The organism is Moritella marina ATCC 15381 (assembly GCF_008931805.1).
GTDB lineage: Bacteria > Pseudomonadota > Gammaproteobacteria > Enterobacterales > Moritellaceae > Moritella > Moritella marina.
The window spans coordinates 4127756-4147152 of the sequence record NZ_CP044399.1 but is presented as its reverse complement, the minus strand read 5'-3'; the positions used below and the strand labels follow the sequence as shown (position 1 = coordinate 4147152).

General features: G+C 43.7%; 28 protein-coding genes, 1 tRNA gene and 4 rRNA genes. 1 reads left to right on the top strand and 32 read right to left on the bottom strand.

Annotated features, from left to right (window positions below; all coding sequences use genetic code 11):
- Positions 1-2: 2 nt before the first annotated feature.
- Positions 3-257, bottom strand: coding sequence for a zinc/iron-chelating domain-containing protein (locus tag FR932_RS18715; protein WP_019628964.1), 255 nt, complete (start codon positions 255-257; stop codon positions 3-5).
- Between the two features lie 66 nt (positions 258-323).
- On the opposite strand from FR932_RS18715, the gene FR932_RS18710 reads away from it, so the two are divergent.
- A complete protein-coding gene (locus tag FR932_RS18710; RefSeq protein WP_019440655.1) occupies positions 324-740 on the top strand; it encodes an acetyl-CoA sensor PanZ family protein in 417 nt (138 codons plus the stop codon).
- An 80-nt stretch (positions 741-820) separates the two neighbouring features.
- Here FR932_RS18710 and rrf (FR932_RS18705) read toward each other — a convergent pair.
- From rrf (FR932_RS18705) to rplD, 31 genes are all read right to left on the bottom strand, one after another.
- Positions 821-936, bottom strand: a 5S ribosomal RNA gene (gene rrf / locus FR932_RS18705).
- Positions 937-1031: 95 nt separating this feature from the next.
- Positions 1032-1147: ribosomal RNA gene (gene rrf, locus FR932_RS18700) — 5S ribosomal RNA — on the bottom strand.
- A 155-nt stretch (positions 1148-1302) separates the two neighbouring features.
- Positions 1303-4204 (bottom strand): 23S ribosomal RNA (locus tag FR932_RS18695).
- Positions 4205-4451: 247 nt separating this feature from the next.
- A tRNA-Glu gene (locus FR932_RS18690) sits at positions 4452-4527 on the bottom strand.
- Positions 4528-4626: 99 nt separating this feature from the next.
- Positions 4627-6169 (bottom strand): 16S ribosomal RNA (locus FR932_RS18685).
- Together the 16S, 23S and 5S rRNA genes with 1 tRNA gene alongside form the textbook arrangement of a ribosomal RNA operon.
- A gap of 595 nt (positions 6170-6764) precedes the next feature.
- Positions 6765-7148: a 50S ribosomal protein L17 gene (gene rplQ, locus FR932_RS18680; protein WP_019442281.1), complete on the bottom strand. Its 384-nt coding sequence runs from the start codon at positions 7146-7148 to the stop codon at positions 6765-6767.
- A 40-nt stretch (positions 7149-7188) separates the two neighbouring features.
- Positions 7189-8175 (bottom strand): DNA-directed RNA polymerase subunit alpha, encoded by a 987-nt coding sequence (locus FR932_RS18675; protein ID WP_019442280.1) that lies wholly within the window; start codon positions 8173-8175, stop codon positions 7189-7191.
- A 26-nt stretch (positions 8176-8201) separates the two neighbouring features.
- Positions 8202-8822: a 30S ribosomal protein S4 gene (rpsD, locus tag FR932_RS18670; protein ID WP_017223605.1), complete on the bottom strand. Its 621-nt coding sequence runs from the start codon at positions 8820-8822 to the stop codon at positions 8202-8204.
- Between the two features lie 27 nt (positions 8823-8849).
- Positions 8850-9239 carry a 30S ribosomal protein S11 gene (rpsK, locus tag FR932_RS18665; protein ID WP_019442279.1) on the bottom strand — a complete coding sequence of 130 codons (390 nt, stop codon included), beginning with the start codon at positions 9237-9239 and terminating at the stop codon, positions 8850-8852.
- Between the two features lie 13 nt (positions 9240-9252).
- A complete protein-coding gene (rpsM, locus tag FR932_RS18660; RefSeq protein ID WP_017223603.1) occupies positions 9253-9609 on the bottom strand; it encodes a 30S ribosomal protein S13 in 357 nt (118 codons plus the stop codon).
- A 136-nt stretch (positions 9610-9745) separates the two neighbouring features.
- A complete protein-coding gene (gene rpmJ, locus FR932_RS18655; protein ID WP_011770886.1) occupies positions 9746-9859 on the bottom strand; it encodes a 50S ribosomal protein L36 in 114 nt (37 codons plus the stop codon).
- A 49-nt stretch (positions 9860-9908) separates the two neighbouring features.
- Entirely contained in the window at positions 9909-11225 is a 1317-nt protein-coding gene (gene secY, locus FR932_RS18650; RefSeq protein ID WP_019442278.1) for a preprotein translocase subunit SecY, read from the bottom strand.
- A gap of 5 nt (positions 11226-11230) precedes the next feature.
- Positions 11231-11665 carry a 50S ribosomal protein L15 gene (gene rplO, locus FR932_RS18645; protein WP_019442277.1) on the bottom strand — a complete coding sequence of 145 codons (435 nt, stop codon included), beginning with the start codon at positions 11663-11665 and terminating at the stop codon, positions 11231-11233.
- On the bottom strand, positions 11665-11844 hold the full coding sequence (rpmD, locus tag FR932_RS18640; RefSeq protein WP_019442276.1) for a 50S ribosomal protein L30: 180 nt from the start codon (positions 11842-11844) through the stop codon (positions 11665-11667). The genes rplO and rpmD overlap by 1 nt, the downstream gene beginning before the upstream one ends.
- Before the next feature lie 6 nt (positions 11845-11850).
- Complete coding sequence (gene rpsE / locus FR932_RS18635) at positions 11851-12351, bottom strand: 30S ribosomal protein S5 (protein WP_019442275.1); 501 nt, start codon at positions 12349-12351, stop codon at positions 11851-11853.
- Positions 12352-12364: 13 nt separating this feature from the next.
- A complete protein-coding gene (rplR, locus tag FR932_RS18630) occupies positions 12365-12715 on the bottom strand; it encodes a 50S ribosomal protein L18 (protein WP_019442274.1) in 351 nt (116 codons plus the stop codon).
- 9 nt (positions 12716-12724) lie between these two features.
- On the bottom strand, positions 12725-13258 hold the full coding sequence (gene rplF / locus FR932_RS18625) for a 50S ribosomal protein L6 (RefSeq protein ID WP_019442273.1): 534 nt from the start codon (positions 13256-13258) through the stop codon (positions 12725-12727).
- Positions 13259-13268: 10 nt separating this feature from the next.
- Positions 13269-13661, bottom strand: coding sequence for a 30S ribosomal protein S8 (gene rpsH, locus FR932_RS18620; protein ID WP_019442272.1), 393 nt, complete (start codon positions 13659-13661; stop codon positions 13269-13271).
- Positions 13662-13687: 26 nt separating this feature from the next.
- Positions 13688-13993 (bottom strand): 30S ribosomal protein S14, encoded by a 306-nt coding sequence (gene rpsN / locus FR932_RS18615; protein WP_017223597.1) that lies wholly within the window; start codon positions 13991-13993, stop codon positions 13688-13690.
- Between the two features lie 9 nt (positions 13994-14002).
- Positions 14003-14542, bottom strand: a complete 540-nt coding sequence (rplE, locus tag FR932_RS18610; protein WP_019442271.1) for a 50S ribosomal protein L5 — start codon at positions 14540-14542, stop codon at positions 14003-14005.
- 12 nt (positions 14543-14554) lie between these two features.
- Positions 14555-14866 (bottom strand): 50S ribosomal protein L24, encoded by a 312-nt coding sequence (gene rplX, locus FR932_RS18605; RefSeq protein ID WP_019442270.1) that lies wholly within the window; start codon positions 14864-14866, stop codon positions 14555-14557.
- Positions 14867-14876: 10 nt separating this feature from the next.
- Positions 14877-15245 carry a 50S ribosomal protein L14 gene (gene rplN / locus FR932_RS18600; RefSeq protein WP_019442269.1) on the bottom strand — a complete coding sequence of 123 codons (369 nt, stop codon included), beginning with the start codon at positions 15243-15245 and terminating at the stop codon, positions 14877-14879.
- 181 nt (positions 15246-15426) lie between these two features.
- The gene (gene rpsQ, locus FR932_RS18595; RefSeq protein WP_019442268.1) at positions 15427-15672 is read right to left on the bottom strand and encodes a 30S ribosomal protein S17; all 246 of its coding nucleotides are present in this window, start codon (positions 15670-15672) and stop codon (positions 15427-15429) included.
- Position 15673: 1 nt separating this feature from the next.
- A complete protein-coding gene (gene rpmC / locus FR932_RS18590) occupies positions 15674-15865 on the bottom strand; it encodes a 50S ribosomal protein L29 (protein WP_006034643.1) in 192 nt (63 codons plus the stop codon).
- The gene (rplP, locus tag FR932_RS18585; protein ID WP_019442267.1) at positions 15865-16275 is read right to left on the bottom strand and encodes a 50S ribosomal protein L16; all 411 of its coding nucleotides are present in this window, start codon (positions 16273-16275) and stop codon (positions 15865-15867) included. Before rplP ends, rpmC begins: the two co-directional genes overlap by 1 nt.
- A gap of 11 nt (positions 16276-16286) precedes the next feature.
- A complete protein-coding gene (rpsC, locus tag FR932_RS18580; RefSeq protein ID WP_019442266.1) occupies positions 16287-16991 on the bottom strand; it encodes a 30S ribosomal protein S3 in 705 nt (234 codons plus the stop codon).
- 17 nt (positions 16992-17008) lie between these two features.
- Positions 17009-17341 carry a 50S ribosomal protein L22 gene (gene rplV, locus FR932_RS18575; protein ID WP_019442265.1) on the bottom strand — a complete coding sequence of 111 codons (333 nt, stop codon included), beginning with the start codon at positions 17339-17341 and terminating at the stop codon, positions 17009-17011.
- A 10-nt stretch (positions 17342-17351) separates the two neighbouring features.
- Positions 17352-17630 carry a 30S ribosomal protein S19 gene (rpsS, locus tag FR932_RS18570; protein WP_019442264.1) on the bottom strand — a complete coding sequence of 93 codons (279 nt, stop codon included), beginning with the start codon at positions 17628-17630 and terminating at the stop codon, positions 17352-17354.
- Between the two features lie 18 nt (positions 17631-17648).
- Complete coding sequence (gene rplB / locus FR932_RS18565) at positions 17649-18476, bottom strand: 50S ribosomal protein L2 (protein WP_019442263.1); 828 nt, start codon at positions 18474-18476, stop codon at positions 17649-17651.
- 18 nt (positions 18477-18494) lie between these two features.
- Positions 18495-18794: a 50S ribosomal protein L23 gene (gene rplW, locus FR932_RS18560; protein WP_019442262.1), complete on the bottom strand. Its 300-nt coding sequence runs from the start codon at positions 18792-18794 to the stop codon at positions 18495-18497.
- Positions 18791-19396, bottom strand: a complete 606-nt coding sequence (gene rplD / locus FR932_RS18555; protein WP_019442261.1) for a 50S ribosomal protein L4 — start codon at positions 19394-19396, stop codon at positions 18791-18793. The genes rplW and rplD overlap by 4 nt, the downstream gene beginning before the upstream one ends.
- Position 19397 lies beyond the last annotated feature (1 nt).

Here is a 19397-nt window from a genome sequence, read left to right as displayed (position 1 = left end):
AGCTAGATCGCAGTTTGTATTTCAAGATCTGTAATTAAGAACAAAGCTTGCTCACGATTGTCACCACAGACATCATTAGTGGCCTTGAATGTATCGCATAATGCAGGTCGTTCAGGGTCAGTAAATATCAAACACAGATTATCGGTCGATAAATTAACACAGCGCACGCCAGCAGGCTTACCATCAGGCATTCCTGGAATATAACTAGTGATGCTTGGCGCTTCACAGCACGCGCCACAATTCATTCTGCATTGCATAAAACAAACCTTAAAAATTAAGTGATAATAGCGTAAAATCAGCCTGTATCTAAAAAAGGGAACAGCATGAGATTATCAGCATTTACAGTAACAGAGTCTACACCCCAGTTACTGATTGATATAATAAAATTGTATCGACCATTTCAGCATGATGAAGCTGACATTAAAAATAGTTTCGAGACATTACTGCAAAACGATAGCCAGACGCTATTTGTGGCTAAATTTAATGACCGTCATATTGGTGGCTTAATCATGCAGAATGATGCGACTACATTATTTTTAAGCTGCATTGCGGTCAGAGATATAACCCAGCAACGTGGCGTAGGTAAATATTTAGTCCAACGAGCAATCGAAAACGCTAAATCACTCGGCTTAGAAAGCGTCACAGTCGTTAAGACAGTGCAAATAACAGCTGAATTATCGGCATTTTTAATTCACTTAGGTTTCAACGAGCAAGCATCTGAATTTAGCTTTAACTGTTAATAAATTTTAGATATAAAAAAAGCCGATATCAATGATATCGGCTTTTTTCGTTCAAGACAGCGTCTTGAATCTTGTTTAGCGTTTGGCGATGCCCTACTCTCACATGGGGAAACCCCACACTACCATCGGCGTTATTACGTTTCACTACTGAGTTCGGAATGGAATCAGGTGGTACCGCAACACTATGGTCACCAAACAAATTTTTCGAGTCTTACGAATCATCTGCTCTGATTTAAGACATACTCTTAAATCAAGTCTACCCAGACTAGGTCTAAATAAACAGTAATTGGCGCTTGGCGATGCCCTACTCTCACATGGGGAAACCCCACACTACCATCGGCGTTATTACGTTTCACTACTGAGTTCGGAATGGAGTCAGGTGGTACCGCAACACTATGGTCACCAAGCAAATCTGATTTGCTTTCTATAGAAGTTTTCACTTCGTTTTAATCTGAAAAGCTATAAATAAAGAAGTCTTTAAAACATAAAGTGTTCAATCTATTCTTAAGTCGATTATTTCAATTAATCATACCACTTACGTACGAGTCGTACTTCAGTTTGTATGGTTAAGCCTCACGGGTAATTAGTACAAGTTAGCTCAATGCCTCACAGCACTTACACACCTTGCCTATCAACGTTGTAGTCTCCAACGGCCCTTTAGGGAGCTTAAAGCTCCAGTGAGAACTCATCTCGAGGCCTGCTTCCCGCTTAGATGCTTTCAGCGGTTATCAGTTCCGAACTTAGCTACCGGGCAATGCTATTGGCATAACAACCCGAACACCAGTGGTTCGTCCACTCCGGTCCTCTCGTACTAGGAGCAGCTCCTCTCAATTCTCAAACGCCCACGGCAGATAGGGACCGAACTGTCTCACGACGTTCTAAACCCAGCTCGCGTACCACTTTAAATGGCGAACAGCCATACCCTTGGGACCAACTTCAGCCCCAGGATGTGATGAGCCGACATCGAGGTGCCAAACACCGCCGTCGATATGAACTCTTGGGCGGTATCAGCCTGTTATCCCCGGAGTACCTTTTATCCGTTGAGCGATGGCCCTTCCATTCAGAACCACCGGATCACTAAGACCTACTTTCGTACCTGCTCGACGTGTCTGTCTCGCAGTTAAGCTGGCTTATGCCTTTGCACTAACCACATGATGTCCAACCATGTTTAGCCAACCTTCGTGCTCCTCCGTTACTCTTTGGGAGGAGACCGCCCCAGTCAAACTACCCACCAGACACTGTCCGCAATCCCGATAAGGGACCTACGTTAGAACATCAAACGTACAAGGGTGGTATTTCAAGGACGACTCAATATCATCTAGCGACAATATTTCATAGTCTCCCACCTATCCTACACATGTAGGTTCAATGTTCAGTGCCAAGCTATAGTAAAGGTTCACGGGGTCTTTCCGTCTAGCCGCGGGTACACTGCATCTTAACAGCGATTTCAATTTCACTGAGTCTCGGGTGGAGACAGCGTGGCCATCATTACGCCATTCGTGCAGGTCGGAACTTACCCGACAAGGAATTTCGCTACCTTAGGACCGTTATAGTTACGGCCGCCGTTTACCGGGGCTTCGATCATGAGCTTCGACCTAAGTCTAACCCAATCAATTAACCTTCCGGCACCGGGCAGGCGTCACACCGTATACGTCATCTTTCGATTTTGCACAGTGCTGTGTTTTTAATAAACAGTTGCAGCCACCATTTCTCTGCGACCAACAATAGCTTACGGAGCAAGTCCTTCACCATCATTGGCGTACCTTCTCCCGAAGTTACGGTACCATTTTGCCTAGTTCCTTCACCCGAGTTCTCTCAAGCGCCTTAGTATTCTCTACCTAACCACCTGTGTCGGTTTGGGGTACGATTCTCTCATATCTGAAGCTTAGAGGTTTTTCCTGGAAGCCGGGTATCAACTACTTCATCTCCGTAGAGACTCGTCATCAGTTCTCAGCATTCTCACTAAAGAGAGCGACCCGGATTTGCCTAAGTCACTTGCCTACTACCTTAAACATGGACAACCATCGCCATGCTAGCCTAACCTTCTCCGTCACCCCATCGCAATATAAGCGAGTACTGGAATATTAACCAGTTTCCCATCGACTACGCCTTTCGGCCTCGCCTTAGGAGTCGACTCACCCTGCCCCGATTAACGTTGGACAGGAACCCTTGGTCTTTCGGCGTGGAGGTTTTTCACCCCCATTATCGTTACTCATGTCAACATTCGCACTTCTGATACCTCCAGCAAGCTTCTCAACTCACCTTCAACGGCTTACAGAACGCTCTCTACCATGCAAGAACAAGTCTTGCATCCGTAGCTTCGGTGGTATGTTTAGCCCCGTTAAATCTTCCGCGCAGACCGACTCGACCAGTGAGCTATTACGCTTTCTTTAAAAGATGGCTGCTTCTAAGCCAACTCTTACTGGCTGTCTGAGCCTTTCCACATCGTTTCCCACTTAACATACACTTTGGGACCTTAGCTGACGGTCTGGGTTGTTTCCCTTTCCACGACGGACGTTAGCACCCGCCGTGTGTCTCCCGCGATTGAACTTATTGGTATTCGGAGTTTGCAAAGGGTTGGTAAGTCGGGATGACCCCCTAGCCTTAACAGTGCTCTACCCCCAATAGTTAGACGCGAGGCGCTACCTAAATAGCTTTCGAGGAGAACCAGCTATCTCCCGGTTTGATTGGCCTTTCACCCCCAGCCACAAGTCATCCGCTAATTTTTCAACATTAGTCGGTTCGGTCCTCCAGTTGATGTTACTCAACCTTCAACCTGCCCATGGCTAGATCACCGGGTTTCGGGTCTAATCCCAGCAACTATTCGCGCAGTTAACACTCGGTTTCCCTACGGCTCCGCTATTCGCTTAACCTTGCTACTGAAATTAAGTCGTTGACCCATTATACAAAAGGTACGCAGTCACAGAACAAGTCTGCTCCCACTGCTTGTACGTATACGGTTTCAGGTTCTATTTCACTCCCCTCACAGGGGTTCTTTTCGCCTTTCCCTCACGGTACTGGTTCACTATCGGTCAGTCAGTAGTATTTAGCCTTGGAAGATGGTCCTCCCATATTCAAACAGCATATCACGTGTGCCGTCCTACTCGATTTCACAGTAAGGTCGTTTTCATGTACGGGACTATCACCCTGTATCGTGAAACTTTCCAGAATCTTCCATTAACTTCCAAACTGCTTAAGGGCTAGACCCCGTTCGCTCGCCGCTACTAAGGGTATCTCTATTGATTTCTTTTCCTCGGGGTACTTAGATGTTTCAGTTCTCCCGGTTCGCTTCGTAACGCTATGTATTCACGTTACGATACCTTACTTAGTAAGGTGGGTTCCCCCATTCGGAAATCTGTGGATTAACGCTTTTTATCAACTCCCCACAGCTTAACGCAGATTAACACGTCCTTCATCGCCTCTGACTGCCTAGGCATCCACCGTATACGCTTAGTCACTTAACCATACAATCTAAAGCAGACTGTACAATTGAAATAACTAGGTATTATCTAGTTTTTTTCGCCTCAAGAATACTCAAGAACACTTCATTGTTATTAAACCATTCACTCGAAAATGAACTATTCAATAACGTGTTTTAAGAACTTCTTTATTTATTCAGCTTTCCAAATTTTTAAAGAGCAATTTGCTAAAAAGCAAAAATAATGAATCTAAAGAGATTAGTTATTTTTGATTTTTAGTCAGAAAGAAAAGTGGTATCCCGTACGAGATTTGAACTCGTGTTACCGCCGTGAAAGGGCGGTGTCCTAGGCCTCTAGACGAACGGGACACTATTTACTTTCACGATTGGATTTCATCCCAATCGTTGTCTTCAACGTTTCTATTCAAGCAATTTGTGTGGGCACTTACAAAAATTAACAACTTTACGTAAGGAGGTGATCCAGCCCCAGGTTCCCCTAGGGCTACCTTGTTACGACTTCACCCCAGTCATGAACCACACCGTGGTCATCGCCCTCCCGAAGGTTAAGCTAATGACTTCTGGTGCAGCCCACTCCCATGGTGTGACGGGCGGTGTGTACAAGGCCCGGGAACGTATTCACCGTGACATTCTGATTCACGATTACTAGCGATTCCGACTTCATGGGGTCGAGTTGCAGACCCCAATCCGGACTACGACGCACTTTATGGGATTCGCTTACCATCGCTGGTTTGCAGCCCTTTGTATGCGCCATTGTAGCACGTGTGTAGCCCTACTCGTAAGGGCCATGATGACTTGACGTCGTCCCCACCTTCCTCCGGTTTATCACCGGCAGTCTCCTTAGAGTTCCCACCATTACGTGCTGGCAAATAAGGATAAGGGTTGCGCTCGTTGCGGGACTTAACCCAACATTTCACAACACGAGCTGACGACAGCCATGCAGCACCTGTCTCATAGTTCCCGAAGGCACCAATCCATCTCTGGAAAGTTCTATGGATGTCAAGAGTAGGTAAGGTTCTTCGCGTTGCATCGAATTAAACCACATGCTCCACCGCTTGTGCGGGCCCCCGTCAATTCATTTGAGTTTTAACCTTGCGGCCGTACTCCCCAGGCGGTCTACTTAATGCGTTAGCTTAAGAGCCCAGTTCTCAAGGAACCAAACTCCGAGTAGACATCGTTTACGGCGTGGACTACCGGGGTATCTAATCCCGTTTGCTACCCACGCTTTCGCATCTGAGCGTCAGTTACTATGGGTGGCCGCCTTCGCCACTGGTATTCCTTCAGATCTCTACGCATTTCACCGCTACACCTGAAATTCTACCACCCTCTCAAGAACTCTAGTTTGCCAGTTCGAAATGCAGTTCCCAGGTTGAGCCCGGGGCTTTCACATCTCGCTTAACAAACCGCCTGCATGCGCTTTACGCCCAGTAATTCCGATTAACGCTTGCACCCTCCGTATTACCGCGGCTGCTGGCACGGAGTTAGCCGGTGCTTCTTCTGCGAGTAACGTCACAGTGGTAAAGTATTAATTTACCACCTTTCCTCCTCGCTGAAAGTACTTTACAACCCGAAGGCCTTCTTCATACACGCGGTATGGCTGCATCAGGCTTTCGCCCATTGTGCAATATTCCCCACTGCTGCCTCCCGTAGGAGTCTGGACCGTGTCTCAGTTCCAGTGTGGCTGATCATCCTCTCAGACCAGCTAGGGATCGTCGCCTTGGTGAGCTCTTACCTCACCAACAAGCTAATCCCACTTGGGCTCATCTAGTCGCGAGAGCTTTCAAGAAGAGGCCCCCTTTCACCCGTAGGTCGTATGCGGTATTAGCAGTCGTTTCCAACTGTTGTCCCCCTCGACTAGGCAGATTCCCAAGCATTACTCACCCGTCCGCCGCTCGACGCCAGAATAGCAAGCTATTCTTCGTTTCCGCTCGACTTGCATGTGTTAAGCCTACCGCCAGCGTTCAATCTGAGCCATGATCAAACTCTTCAATTAAAAGTTTTTTGACTAATCAACGATGTTGATTAAGTCGGCTCAATGAATTCTGTACTTTAATTGCAAAGCAATTAAGCTTCGTAATTAATAATCAAATCTTTCGATTTAATTTAATGTTCACAATTACATTGATATAATATTTGGTCATTATATCTCTGCAAGTGCTCACACAGATTGCTTGAATAAATTGTTAAAGAACATACTGAGCGGCTGTTGCCGTGTCAGTGAGGTCGCATTATAGAGATTTAGATCACATTGGCAAGCGCTAAAATGAGAAATTATTAAAAAACATAAATCAGTACAAAAAATAGACGCTGAGTGACTTTATCAACCTAAACTACATGAATATAGGGTAATAACGTTATTTGAAGCTAAAAATACGGGTAAATAGCAATATATGGCATTGAAAGTCTATTCGAAAGAACGAATAAATAAATATTAAAGGACTAATAAGTACTGTAGTTAAAAATCGTGAAATCTAAAAAGAAGGGAGCGATAAGGATATGATCATTTGTAATTTAAGAAGAAAGAAAAACGGGGGGATTAGAAATAAAAAAGCCAGAGCATGAGCTCTGGCTTTTAATACTATTTAAAACTATTCTTCGTCAGCAGCTTCAACAGCTGGACGATCTACTAGTTCGATATAAGCCATAGGAGCTTTATCGCCAGTACGTAGACCACATTTTAAGATTCGAGTGTAACCGCCTGAACGGTTTTCGAAACGTGGGCCTAATTCTTTAAATAGTTTACCTACAACTTCATCGCTGCGGGTACGTGCAAATGCTAGACGACGGTTAGCTACGCTATCCGTTTTAGCAAGTGTAATTAGAGGCTCAACTACACGACGTAGTTCTTTAGCTTTAGGCAGAGTCGTTTTAATGATCTCGTGGCTAACTAAAGAACATGCCATATTACGGAACATAGCCTGACGGTGGCTGCTGTTACGATTTAGTTGACGACCACTCTTACGATGGCGCATGAACTTATCCTTCTTACAAAAATCTTTTGACTAGTGTTTACTATTCGTCCGAGATACTTGCTGGCGGCCAATTTTCTAGGCGCATACCTAGAGAAAGACCACGTGACGCTAGAACATCTTTAATTTCAGTTAAAGACTTCTTACCAAGGTTAGGTGTTTTAAGTAACTCAACCTCAGTACGCTGTACAAGATCACCAATATAGTGAATAGCTTCTGCTTTAAGGCAGTTAGCTGAACGAACAGTAAGTTCTAAATCATCAACAGGACGTAGCAGTATCGGATCGAACTCTGGTTTCTCTTCTTTCTGCTCTGGTTCCGTTACATCACGAAGATCAACGAAAGCATCAAGCTGTTCAGCCAGAATTGTAGCAGAACGACGAATAGCTTCTTCTGGATCTAATGTTCCATCAGTTTCCATATCGATTACTAACTTATCAAGGTTAGTACGTTGCTCAACACGAGCAGCTTCAACATTGTAAGCGATACGGCTTACAGGGCTGAATGCAGCATCAACAAGCAAACGACCGATAGGACGCTCTTCATCATCAGCATGTACACGAGTTGAAGCAGGAACGTAACCACGTCCTTTAGCAACACGAATGCGCATACTGATATCTGCTTGACCGGTTAAATTACAAATCACATGTTCTGGATTTACAATCTCAACATCACCATCATGAGTGATGTCACCTGCCAATACAGGACCTGTACCTGACTTAGTTAAAGTTAGTAACGCTTCGTCTTTGCCTTCAAGTTTGATTGCAAGACCTTTCAAGTTAAGAAGAATTTCAAGAACATCTTCTTGAACGCCTTCTTTACTGCTGTACTCATGGAGTACGCCGTCGATCTCAACTTCTGTTACAGCACAACCTGGCATAGAAGAAAGTAGAATACGACGTAAAGCATTACCTAGAGTATGACCGAAGCCACGCTCTAACGGTTCAAGTGTTACCTTGGCACGTGTTGAGCTAATTTGCTCAATATCAACAAGTCTTGGTCTTAGAAATTCTGTTACAGAACCCTGCATGTATGTCCTCTCTTATGAAGTTAACTTTACTTAGAGTAAAGTTCAACAATAAGCTGTTCGTTGATGTCTGCAGACAGATCAGAACGCTCAGGAGCACGTTTGAAAACGCCTTCAAGTGTCTTACTGTCAACTTCAACCCAAGATGCTTTCTCACGCTGCTCTGAAATTTCAAGAGCTGAAGCGATACGAGCTTGCTTCTTAGCCTTCTCGCGAATGCTAACTGTATCGTTAACTTTCACTTTGTAAGAAGGGATATTTACAACTTTACCGTTTACAACGATTGCTTTGTGGCTTACTAGCTGGCGCGATTCCGCACGAGTAGAACCAAAGCCCATACGATAAACAACGTTATCTAGACGGCCTTCTAATAAAGCAAGTAGGTTTTCACCAGTGTTACCTTTTAGACGAGCAGCTTCTTTATATAAGTTACGGAATTGCTTTTCAAGTACACCGTACATACGACGAACTTTTTGCTTTTCACGTAGTTGTAAACCGTAGTCAGATAGACGAGGTTTACGTGCACCATGTACACCAGGTGCGTTATCAATTTTACACTTAGATTCAATCGCGCGTACGCCACTTTTCAAGAAAAGATCTGTACCTTCACGACGACTAAGCTTGAGCTTTGGGCCCAAATATCTAGCCATGTTCTTTCTCCAATATTCCTAAAAGCGTTATACGCGACGCTTTTTAGGTGGACGACAACCATTGTGAGGGATTGGTGTAACATCAGTGATGTTAGTAATTTTATAACCAATCGAATTCAATGCACGAATAGAAGATTCACGACCAGGACCAGGGCCCTTAACCATAACTTCTAAATTTTTCAAACCGTACTCTTTAGCCATTTCACCAGCACGCTCAGCAGCAACCTGCGCAGCGAATGGAGTTGACTTACGAGAACCACGGAAGCCTGAGCCGCCTGCAGTTGCCCAAGATAAAGCATTACCTTGGCGATCTGTGATTGTCACAATAGTGTTATTGAAAGAAGCATGAACGTGTGCAATACCGTCAGCAACTTGCTTTTTAACGCGCTTACGAGCGCGAGTTGGGGTTTTAGCCATTACTCGTCAGCTCCTATTTCTTGATAGCTTTACGCGGACCTTTACGGGTGCGCGCATTTGTTTTAGTGCGTTGACCACGTAGAGGTAAGCTGCGACGGTGACGAATACCACGGTAACAACCGAGGTCCATCAGACGCTTGATATTCATACTTACTTCACGACGTAGGTCACCTTCTACAGTGTATTTACCTACTTCTTCGCGAAGAAGTTCTAGTTGAGCTTCTTCTAGCTCTCTGATCTTAGCTGTTTCAGCGATACCAGTTGCAACACAAATTGCTTTCGCACGTGTTGCACCAATACCGAAAACACCAGTCAGGGCAATGACTGTATGCTTTTGATCAGGAATGTTAATGCCGGCTATACGGGCCACTATACCACTCCACTTAAGGTGTTAAATAAAAAAGATTGCTCTCTTCGAAAAGCCCGTAAGGATACTCAGAAGAGAGATATATTGCAATAGAAACTTGAAAAAGATTAATTAATCTAATCCAAGTTTCTAATTTTGCTTAACCTTGGCGTTGTTTATGCTTTGGTTCAACACAGATTACGCGTACTACACCGTGACGTTTGATCACTTTGCAATTACGACAAATCTTTTTAACAGATGCACGAACTTTCATTTCTTACTCCGTAACTGTTATAGGACATGCTCAAACTAATTTACGAGGATTAACCTTTTAAATTAGCTTTCTTAAGTACATCACCATATTGATGAGACATCAAATGGGTCTGAACTTGAGCCATAAAGTCCATGATTACCACAACCATAATAAGTAGTGATGTTCCACCGAAATAGAACTGCACACCCATAGCTTGTGTCATGAACAACGGTACTAGACAAATAAATGTAATGTACAAAGAACCCGCTAGAGTTAATCGTGACATTACTTTGTCTATATACCTTGAAGTTTGTTCGCCTGGTCTAATACCTGGGATGAACGCCCCGCTCTTCTTCAAATTATCTGCTGTTTCGCGTGGGTTAAATACCAACGCTGTATAGAAGAAACAGAAGAAGATAATTGCTGCTGCATAAAGCATTACATACAAAGGTTGTCCTGGCTGTAGAGCCAAGGAAATGTCAGTAAGGAAAGATAAACCTTCATTCTGACCGAACCATTGTGCAAGCGTTCCAGGAAACAAAATTATACTCGAAGCGAAAATAGCTGGAATAACACCGGCCATGTTAAGCTTCAACGGTAAATGCGTGCTTTGAGCTGCAAAAACACGTCGTCCTTGTTGGCGTTTTGCGTAGTTTACCACAATTCTACGCTGACCGCGCTCTACAAATACAACAAAATATGTAACAGCAAAAACTACACCAGCTAATACCAACAATAACAAGCCGTGAAGGTTACCATCGATAACCTGTTCGACTGTTTGTCCGATAGCTGGCGGCATACCAGCAACAATACCTGCAAAAATTAATATTGAGATACCATTACCAATACCGCGTTCGGTAATTTGTTCACCTAACCACATTAAGAACATAGTACCAGTTACTAAACTCACTACAGCAGTAAAGTAAAAACTTAACCCTGGATTATGGACAAGTCCATCAACCATGTTAGGTAAGCCTTTAGCAATACCAATAGCTTGGAAAGTACCTAAGAACAATGTTCCGTAACGGGTATACTGGCTAATCTTGCGTCGTCCTGCATCACCGTCTTTTTTCAATTCGGCAAGTGTAGGATTAACAACAGTTAATAACTGTATGATAATAGAGGCCGAAATATACGGCATAATACCCAACGCAAAAATAGACGCTCGCTCAAGCGCACCACCAGAGAACATGTTAAACATTTCTAAGATGGTACCCTTTTGCGAATCAAACAGCGTAGCAAGTACAGAGGCATCAATACCAGGAATCGGAACAAAAGAGCCTGCGCGGAATACTATAATAGCACCCAACACGAACCATAAACGACTTTTCAATTCTGATAAGCCACCTTGAGATTTATTCGTTTCCAACCCTGGTTTTTTAGCCATTTGTACTATCCTTCGATTTGACCGCCTGCAGCAACAATCGCTTCAACAGCACCTTTCGTAGCTTTAATGCCACGAATTGTAACTGGTCGAGTGATTTCACCAGATAAAACAACTTTAACAAACAGGATGTTTTTAGTAACAAGACCTGCTGCTTTCAGTGTGTTTAGATCTACAACGTCACCTTCAACTTTAGCGATTTCATTCAAACGTACTTCAGCTGTTACTAGCTGCTTACGTGAAGTGAAACCAAATTTTGGTAAACGTTGTTTCAAAGGCATTTGACCGCCTTCAAAGCCAGGACGAATGCCGCCGCCAGAGCGGGACTTTTGACCTTTGTGACCACGACCACAAGTTTTGCCTAGACCAGAACCGATACCGCGGCCTACACGTTTAGCGCTTGGCTTAGAACCAGCTGCTGGAGATAGAGTATTTAAAAACATTACGCTTCCTCCACTTTAATCATGTAAGCTACTTTATTAACCATACCACGTACACATGCTGTATCTTCCAATACTACACTGTGGTTGATTTTACGAAGGCCTAAACCAACAAGTGTCGCACGGTGTTTAGGTAAACGACCGATTGCACTTTTAGTTTGAGTTACTTTAATTTTAGCCATGGTTTATTACCCCAGAATTTCTTTAACAGGTAGACCACGTTTAGCAGCGATTTGTTCTGGTGATTGCATACCAGTAAGCGCGCCAATTGTAGCTCGTACAACGTTAATTGGGTTAGTAGAACCGTAACATTTAGAAAGTACGTCATGGATACCAACAACTTCTAGTACTGCACGCATTGCACCACCGGCAATGATACCTGTACCAGCTGAAGCTGGACGCATGAATACTTTAGAACCAGAATGACGACCCTTAACTGGATGTTGAAGAGTTACACCATTTAGTTCAATGCTTACGATATTGCGTTTCGCTTTTTCCATTGCTTTTTGAATAGCAGCTGGAACTTCACGTGCTTTACCATAACCAAAACCAACGCGACCGTTACCGTCACCCACTACTGTAAGAGCAGTGAAGCTGAAGATACGACCACCTTTAACAACTTTTGAAACACGATTAACTGCAATTAATTTCTCTTGCAGATCACCTGTTTGGTTTTCAACTTTAGACATTTCCTACTCCTGACTAGAACTGAAGGCCAGCTTCACGAGCGGCATCAGCTAATGCTGCAACACGACCGTGATATTGGAAACCTGAACGATCGAAAGCAATTTTAGTAACGCCTTTTTCGATAGCTCGCTCAGCAACCAGTTTCCCGATTACTTTTGCTGCTTCAACGTTACCGCCATAGCTGATCATTTCACGAACTGCTTTTTCTGTTGTTGTAGCAGAAACCAATACTTCCGCATTCGGTGTAATAACCTGTGCATAAGTATGGCTTGGAGTGCGGTTAATCACTAAACGTGTAGCACCCAATTCTTGCATTTTCTTACGTGCGCGAGTTGCGCGACGAAGACGTGCAGATTTCTTATCCATAGTATTACCCTACTTTTTCTTGGCTTCTTTACGACGCACAACTTCATCAGAATAACGAACACCTTTACCTTTATAAGGTTCAGGCGGACGGAATGCACGGATGTCTGCTGCAACTTGACCAACATTTTGTTTGTCAGCGCCATTAATTACAATTTCAGTTTGGCTTGGGCAAACTGCAGTAACACCTTCTGGAAGGTTATATACTACAGGATGTGAGAAACCTAATGTCAGGTTCACATCAGAACCTTTAACATTTGCACGGTAACCAACACCATTTAGTTGAAGAGTTTTAGTAAAACCTTCAGCTACACCTTTAACCATATTGTTAACGTTAGCACGAGCTGTACCAGCTTGAGCCCAAGCATCTTTTACGCCTTCAACAGGACCAAAAGAAACTTTTTCATCAGCGATCGTAAGAACAACAGATGAGTTAACAACAGCAGTTAAAGTGCCTTTAGCGCCTTTAACAGTGATTTCCTGACCATTTAGAGAGATCTCTACGCCTGCAGGGATGGCAACTGGTGCTTTAGCAACACGAGACATATATAACCCCTTAAGAAACGTAGCAGATGATCTCGCCACCGATGCCAGCTTTACGAGCTGCACGGTCAGACATCATGCCTTTAGAAGTAGAAACGATAGCAACACCTAAGCCACCCATCACTTTAGGAAGATCATTACTTCCTTTGTAGATGCGTAGACCTGGGCGACTAACGCGCTCAATTTTTTCAATTACGCTTTTGCCTTCGAAATACTTCAAAGTCACTTCAAGTTCAGCTTTCACTTCACCTGAAACAGCGTAACCATTAATGTAACCTTCTTCTTGAAGCAATGCTGCTAGTGCAACTTTTTGCTTAGAACAAGGCATTTTAACTGCAACCTTAGAGGCTGACTGACCGTTACGGATGCGTGTTAGCATATCCGAAATAGGATCTTGCATGCTCATTTTCGTATACTCCCGAAATTAGTGATTTACCAACTAGCCTTTTTAAGACCTGGAACTTCACCACGCATCATGTGCTCACGTAGTTTAATACGGCTTAAACCGAATTTACGTAGGTAGCCATGAGGGCGGCCAGTGATGTTACAGCGATTACGCTGACGACTTTCACTAGAATCACGAGGTAACGATTGCAATTTAAGAACTGCATTCCAACGATCTTCGTCTGAAGTATTCACGCCAGAGATGATTGCTTTTAATTCAGCACGTTTCTCAGCGAATTTATTTACTAGCTTCGCGCGTTTTACGTCGCGCGCTTTCATTGATTGCTTAGCCATGACCCTACCTTACTTACGGAATGGGAAATTAAAGGCAGTCAGCAGAGCGTGACCTTCTTCATCAGAATTTGCAGTCGTAGTAATAGTAATGTCCATACCACGAATTTTATCGATTTTATCGTAATCGATTTCTGGGAAGATGATTTGCTCGCGAACACCCATACTATAGTTACCACGACCATCGAACGATTTAGGGTTCAGGCCACGGAAATCGCGGATACGTGGAATTGAGATGCCGATTAGGCGCTCAAAGAATTCCCACATACGCTCACCACGTAGGGTAACTTTACAACCAATAGGATATCCTTCACGGATCTTAAAGCCAGCAACGGATTTACGAGCTTTAGTAATCAATGGTTTTTGACCAGAAATTGCAGCCATATCAGCAGCAGCATTTTCTAATACTTTTTTGTCATTGATTGCTTCGCCCACACCCATATTAAGGGTGATCTTTTCAATCCGAGGGACTTGCATGATAGATTTATAGCCGAACTTAGTTTTAAGTTCAGACGCTACCGTTTCTTTGTAGTATTCATGCAGTTTCGCCACAGTTAACTCCAATTAAACAAGTTCATTAGTAGACTTGAAGAAACGAACTTTTTTGCCGTCTTCAAATCGGAAACCGACACGATCAGCCTTGCTAGTTGCAGGGTTGAATAGTGCCACGTTTGATGCGTCTAAAGCTGCTTCTTTCTCAACAATACCGCCAGCTACGCCCAATTGTGGGTTTGGCTTTTGGTGTTTCTTGATAAGATTAACGCCTTCAACGAATAGTTTACCGTCTGCTCTTACTTCAGTAACTTTGCCTTGTTTACCAGCATCTTTACCTGCAACAACGATAACTTCATCATTTTTTAAAATTTTAGCTGCCATTTTTCGTTCCTTATAGTACTTCTGGTGCCAGAGATACGATTTTCATGAACTGATCAGTACGAAGTTCACGAGTAACTGGGCCAAAGATACGAGTACCGATCGGCGCGCCGTTAGCATTAAGCATAACAGCTGCGTTACGGTCGAAACGGATAGCTGCACCGTCTGTACGACGGATTGCTGACCTAGTACGCACAACCACTGCGTTTAGAACATCACCTTTTTTTACTTTACCGCGAGGAATTGCTTCCTTCACTGTAACTTTGATGATGTCACCTACACGTGCATAGCGGCGGTGCGAACCACCTAGGACCTTGATACACTGAACGCGACGTGCGCCTGAGTTATCGGCTACGTCCAACGTAGACTGCATTTGGATCATTATTAGTGCTCCGCAATTATTCCACTTAGTCCAACATGAACTAAACGGGTCCCCTCTATCTCAAGAGGTGGCGCATTATAACACCACGGCTTTGAAAAAAGCAACGGGAATCGACTAAAAAACAAACGACCCCATAAAAGGAGCCGTTATATATAATGTAGAACTTAGTATAAACTTAAAATTAAGCTTTTACTAATACTTCTACTAATGCCCAAGTTTTAAGCTTAGACACTGGACGAGTTTCACGAATAGACACAACATCATTCAGTTGGCATTCGTTATTCTCATCGTGTGCGTGTAGTTTAGTAGTACGCTTGATGAACTTACCGTATAACGGATGTTTCACTTTACGTTCTACAGCAACAACGATAGTTTTATCGCCTTTGTTGCTAACAACACGACCCTGTACAGTACGAATAGTGCTCATATTATACACCCGCCTTTTCGTTCAGGATGGTCTTAACACGCGCGATATCGCGACGTACATTTTTAATTAAATGCGTTTGTGCTAGTTGGCCAGTACTTAACTGCATACGTAAGTTAAATTGCTCACGTAGTAGGTTAAGTAACTCAGCGTTTAGCTCTTCAACATTTTTTTGTTTAAGTTCGCTAGCGTTCATTACATTACCGTCTTAGTTACGAAAGTTGTAGAAATTGGAAGTTTCGCATCAGCTAGGCTGAATGCTTCACGTGCCAATTCTTCAGGAACTCCAGCCATTTCATAAAGGATTTTGCCAGGTTGTACTTGGCAAACCCAATACTCAACGCTACCTTTACCTTTACCTTGACGTACTTCAAGCGGCTTTTGTGTAATCGGTTTGTCTGGGAACACACGGATCCAGATTTGACCTTGACGCTTAACGTGACGAGTCATAGCACGACGTGCTGCTTCGATTTGACGAGCAGTAATTCGACCACGACCAGTAGCTTTAAGACCGAATTCGCCGAAAGTTACGTTTCCGCCTTTTGCAAGACCGCGGTTACGGCCTTTGTGCATTTTGCGGAACTTCATGCGTTTTGGTTGCAACATATCAGAGTCTCCTATTTAGCAGCTTTAGGGCCACGACTGCGACGTTTAGGCTTCGAAGGTGCTTCAACTTCTTGAGTAAGCGGTAGCTTACCTAGAACTTCACCTTTAAAGATCCAAACTTTCACACCGATGATGCCGTAAGTTGTAAGAGCTTCTGCAGTTGAGTAATCGATATCTGCACGAAGTGTATGTAGAGGCACACGGCCTTCACGATACCATTCAGCACGAGCGATTTCTGCGCCGCCTAAACGACCGCTTACTTGAACTTTAATACCCTTAGCACCTAAACGCATTGCATTTTGTACTGCACGCTTCATAGCGCGACGGAACATAACACGACGTTCAAGTTGAGAAGCGATACCTTCAGCTACTAATTTAGCATCTAGTTCAGGCTTACGGATTTCTGCGATATTGATTTGTGCAGAAGTACCAGTCATCTTAGCGATAGCATTACGTAGTTTTTCTACGTCTTCGCCTTTCTTACCGATAACAACACCAGGACGAGCAGTGTGAATAGTCACACGGATGCTTTTCGCTGGACGTTCGATAACGATACGTGAAACAGATGCATTTTTCAGTTTCTTAGTAAGGAACTGACGTACTTCGAAATCACCGTACAAATTGTCGGCGAAGTCTTTAGTATTCGCAAACCAAGTAGAGTTAAACTGCTTGGTGATACCTAGGCGAATACCATTTGGATGAACTTTCTGACCCATTGTTTTCTCCTAGTCTCTTAGCGTGTTGCTACAACAATTGTGATGTGGCTAGTACGCTTCAAGATGCGATCTGCACGACCTTTAGCACGTGGCATGATACGCTTCATAGTAGGACCAGCGTCAACAAACGCTGTAGCTACTACTAGCTCATCAATATCCGCACCTTCGTTGTGTTCAGCGTTTGCGATAGCTGACTCAAGAACTTTTTTAACTTGTACAGCAGCTTTTTTAGTGCTGAAAGTTAAAACTTCAAGAGCCTTTTCCACTGGTAAACCACGGATAAGGTCAATGACCAAACGTGCTTTCTGTGGAGAGCCTGAGGCGAAACGGTGTTTAGCTAATGCTTCCATCTAATTTCTCCTAACGCTTTTTAGCTTTCTTATCTGCAGCATGGCCGCGATAAGTACGAGTCGGTGCGAATTCGCCTAACTTATGACCAATCATTTCGTCAGTAACGAAAACTGGTACATGTTGACGACCATTATGGACAGCGATGGTCAGACCAATCATATTTGGAATGATCATAGAACGACGGGACCAAGTCTTAACTGGTTTTTTTTCCCCGCTTTCCACCGCTTTCTCTACCTTCTTCAGCAAGTGTAGGTCTATGAAAGGACCCTTCTTGAGAGAACGTGGCATGGTGATACCTCTATAAAATTACTTGTTGCGACGACGTACGATAAGTTTATCAGTACGCTTGTTCTTACGAGTTTTGTAACCCTTAGTTGGCATACCCCAAGGTGAAACCGGATGACGGCCACCAGAAGTACGACCTTCACCACCACCGTGCGGGTGATCAACCGGGTTCATTACAACACCACGTACTGTTGGGCGAACACCGCGCCAGCGGCTAGCACCAGCTTTACCAAGTTGGCGAAGCATGTGTTCAGCGTTACCAACTTCACCAATCGTTGCACGACAATCTACTAATACTTTACGCATTTCGCCAGAGCGAAGACGTAGAGTAACGTATGAGTTATCACGAGCAATGATTTGTACGTATGTACCAGCAGAACGTGCAATTTGAGCACCTTTACCTGGCTTCATTTCCACAGCGTGTACAGTTGTACCTACTGGGATGTTACGCATTGGTAATGTGTTACCAGCTTTAATAGCTGCATCAACACCAGAAACGATAATATCACCAGCTTGCATACCTTTAGCAGCTAGAACGTAACGACGTTCACCATCTGCGTAAAGAGCAAGTGCAATGTTAGCAGAACGGTTTGGATCATATTCCAGACGTTCAACAGTTGCAGGGATACCATCTTTATCATTACGTTTTAAGTCAATGATACGGTAATGTTGCTTATGACCGCCGCCGTGATGACGAACAGTAATACGACCGTTATTATTACGGCCACCAGATTTAGATTTTTTCTCTAAAAGTGGAGCATGTGGTTTGCCTTTATGCAAATCCGGGTTCACTACCTTAACAAGGTGGCGACGACCTGGAGAAGTAGGCTTACACTTAACAATAGCCATTATTCAGAATCCCCTTGATTATTCAGCACTGCCGAAATCGATGTCAGCGCCGTCAGCTAGAGTAACGTAAGCTTTTTTGATGTCTGAACGACGACCAAAACGAGCGCCAGTGCGCTTAGTTTTACCCTTCAGTACCAATGTGCTTACATTTTTAACTTCAACTTCAAAAAGTTTTGCAATAGCTGCTTTAATTTCAGCTTTAGTTGCATCTAATGCAACCTTGAAAACGATTGTGTTGTTGTTTTCAGCAGACATAGTGCTCTTTTCAGAGATATGTGGCGCTAGGATAACTTTCAATAAACGTTCTTCACTGATCATTTTAAGTTCTCCTCAATCTGCTTAACTGCAGCTGCAGTCATAACAACTTTGTTGAACGCGATTAGGCTAACTGGATCAATACCAGCAACGTCACGAACATCAACTTTGTAAAGGTTACGAGCAGCTAAGAATAAGTTCTCATCAACTTCAGCACCTACGATTAGAACGTCGTTCAAATCAAAGTCTTTCAGTTTAGCAACTAATTCTTTAGTCTTAGGAGTTTCAACAGCGAACTGTTCAACTACAATAAGACGCTCTTGACGTACCAATTCAGAAAGGATGCTTTTGATCGCTCCACGGTACATCTTAGTGTTAACTTTTTGGCTGTGGTCCTGTGGACGCGCAGCAAAAGTAACACCACCTTTACGCCAGATCGGGCTGCTTGCAGTACCTGCACGAGCACGACCAGTACCTTTTTGACGCCATGGTTTCTTACCACCACCTGCAACGTCAGAACGGTTTTTCTGAGCACGAGTACCTTGACGCGCGCCAGCAGCATACGCTGTAACTACCTGGTGAACCAGAGCTTCATTAAACTCACGTCCGAAGGTAGTTTCTGAAACTTCAAGAGCACCTTGTGCGTCTTTCAATATCAATTCCATT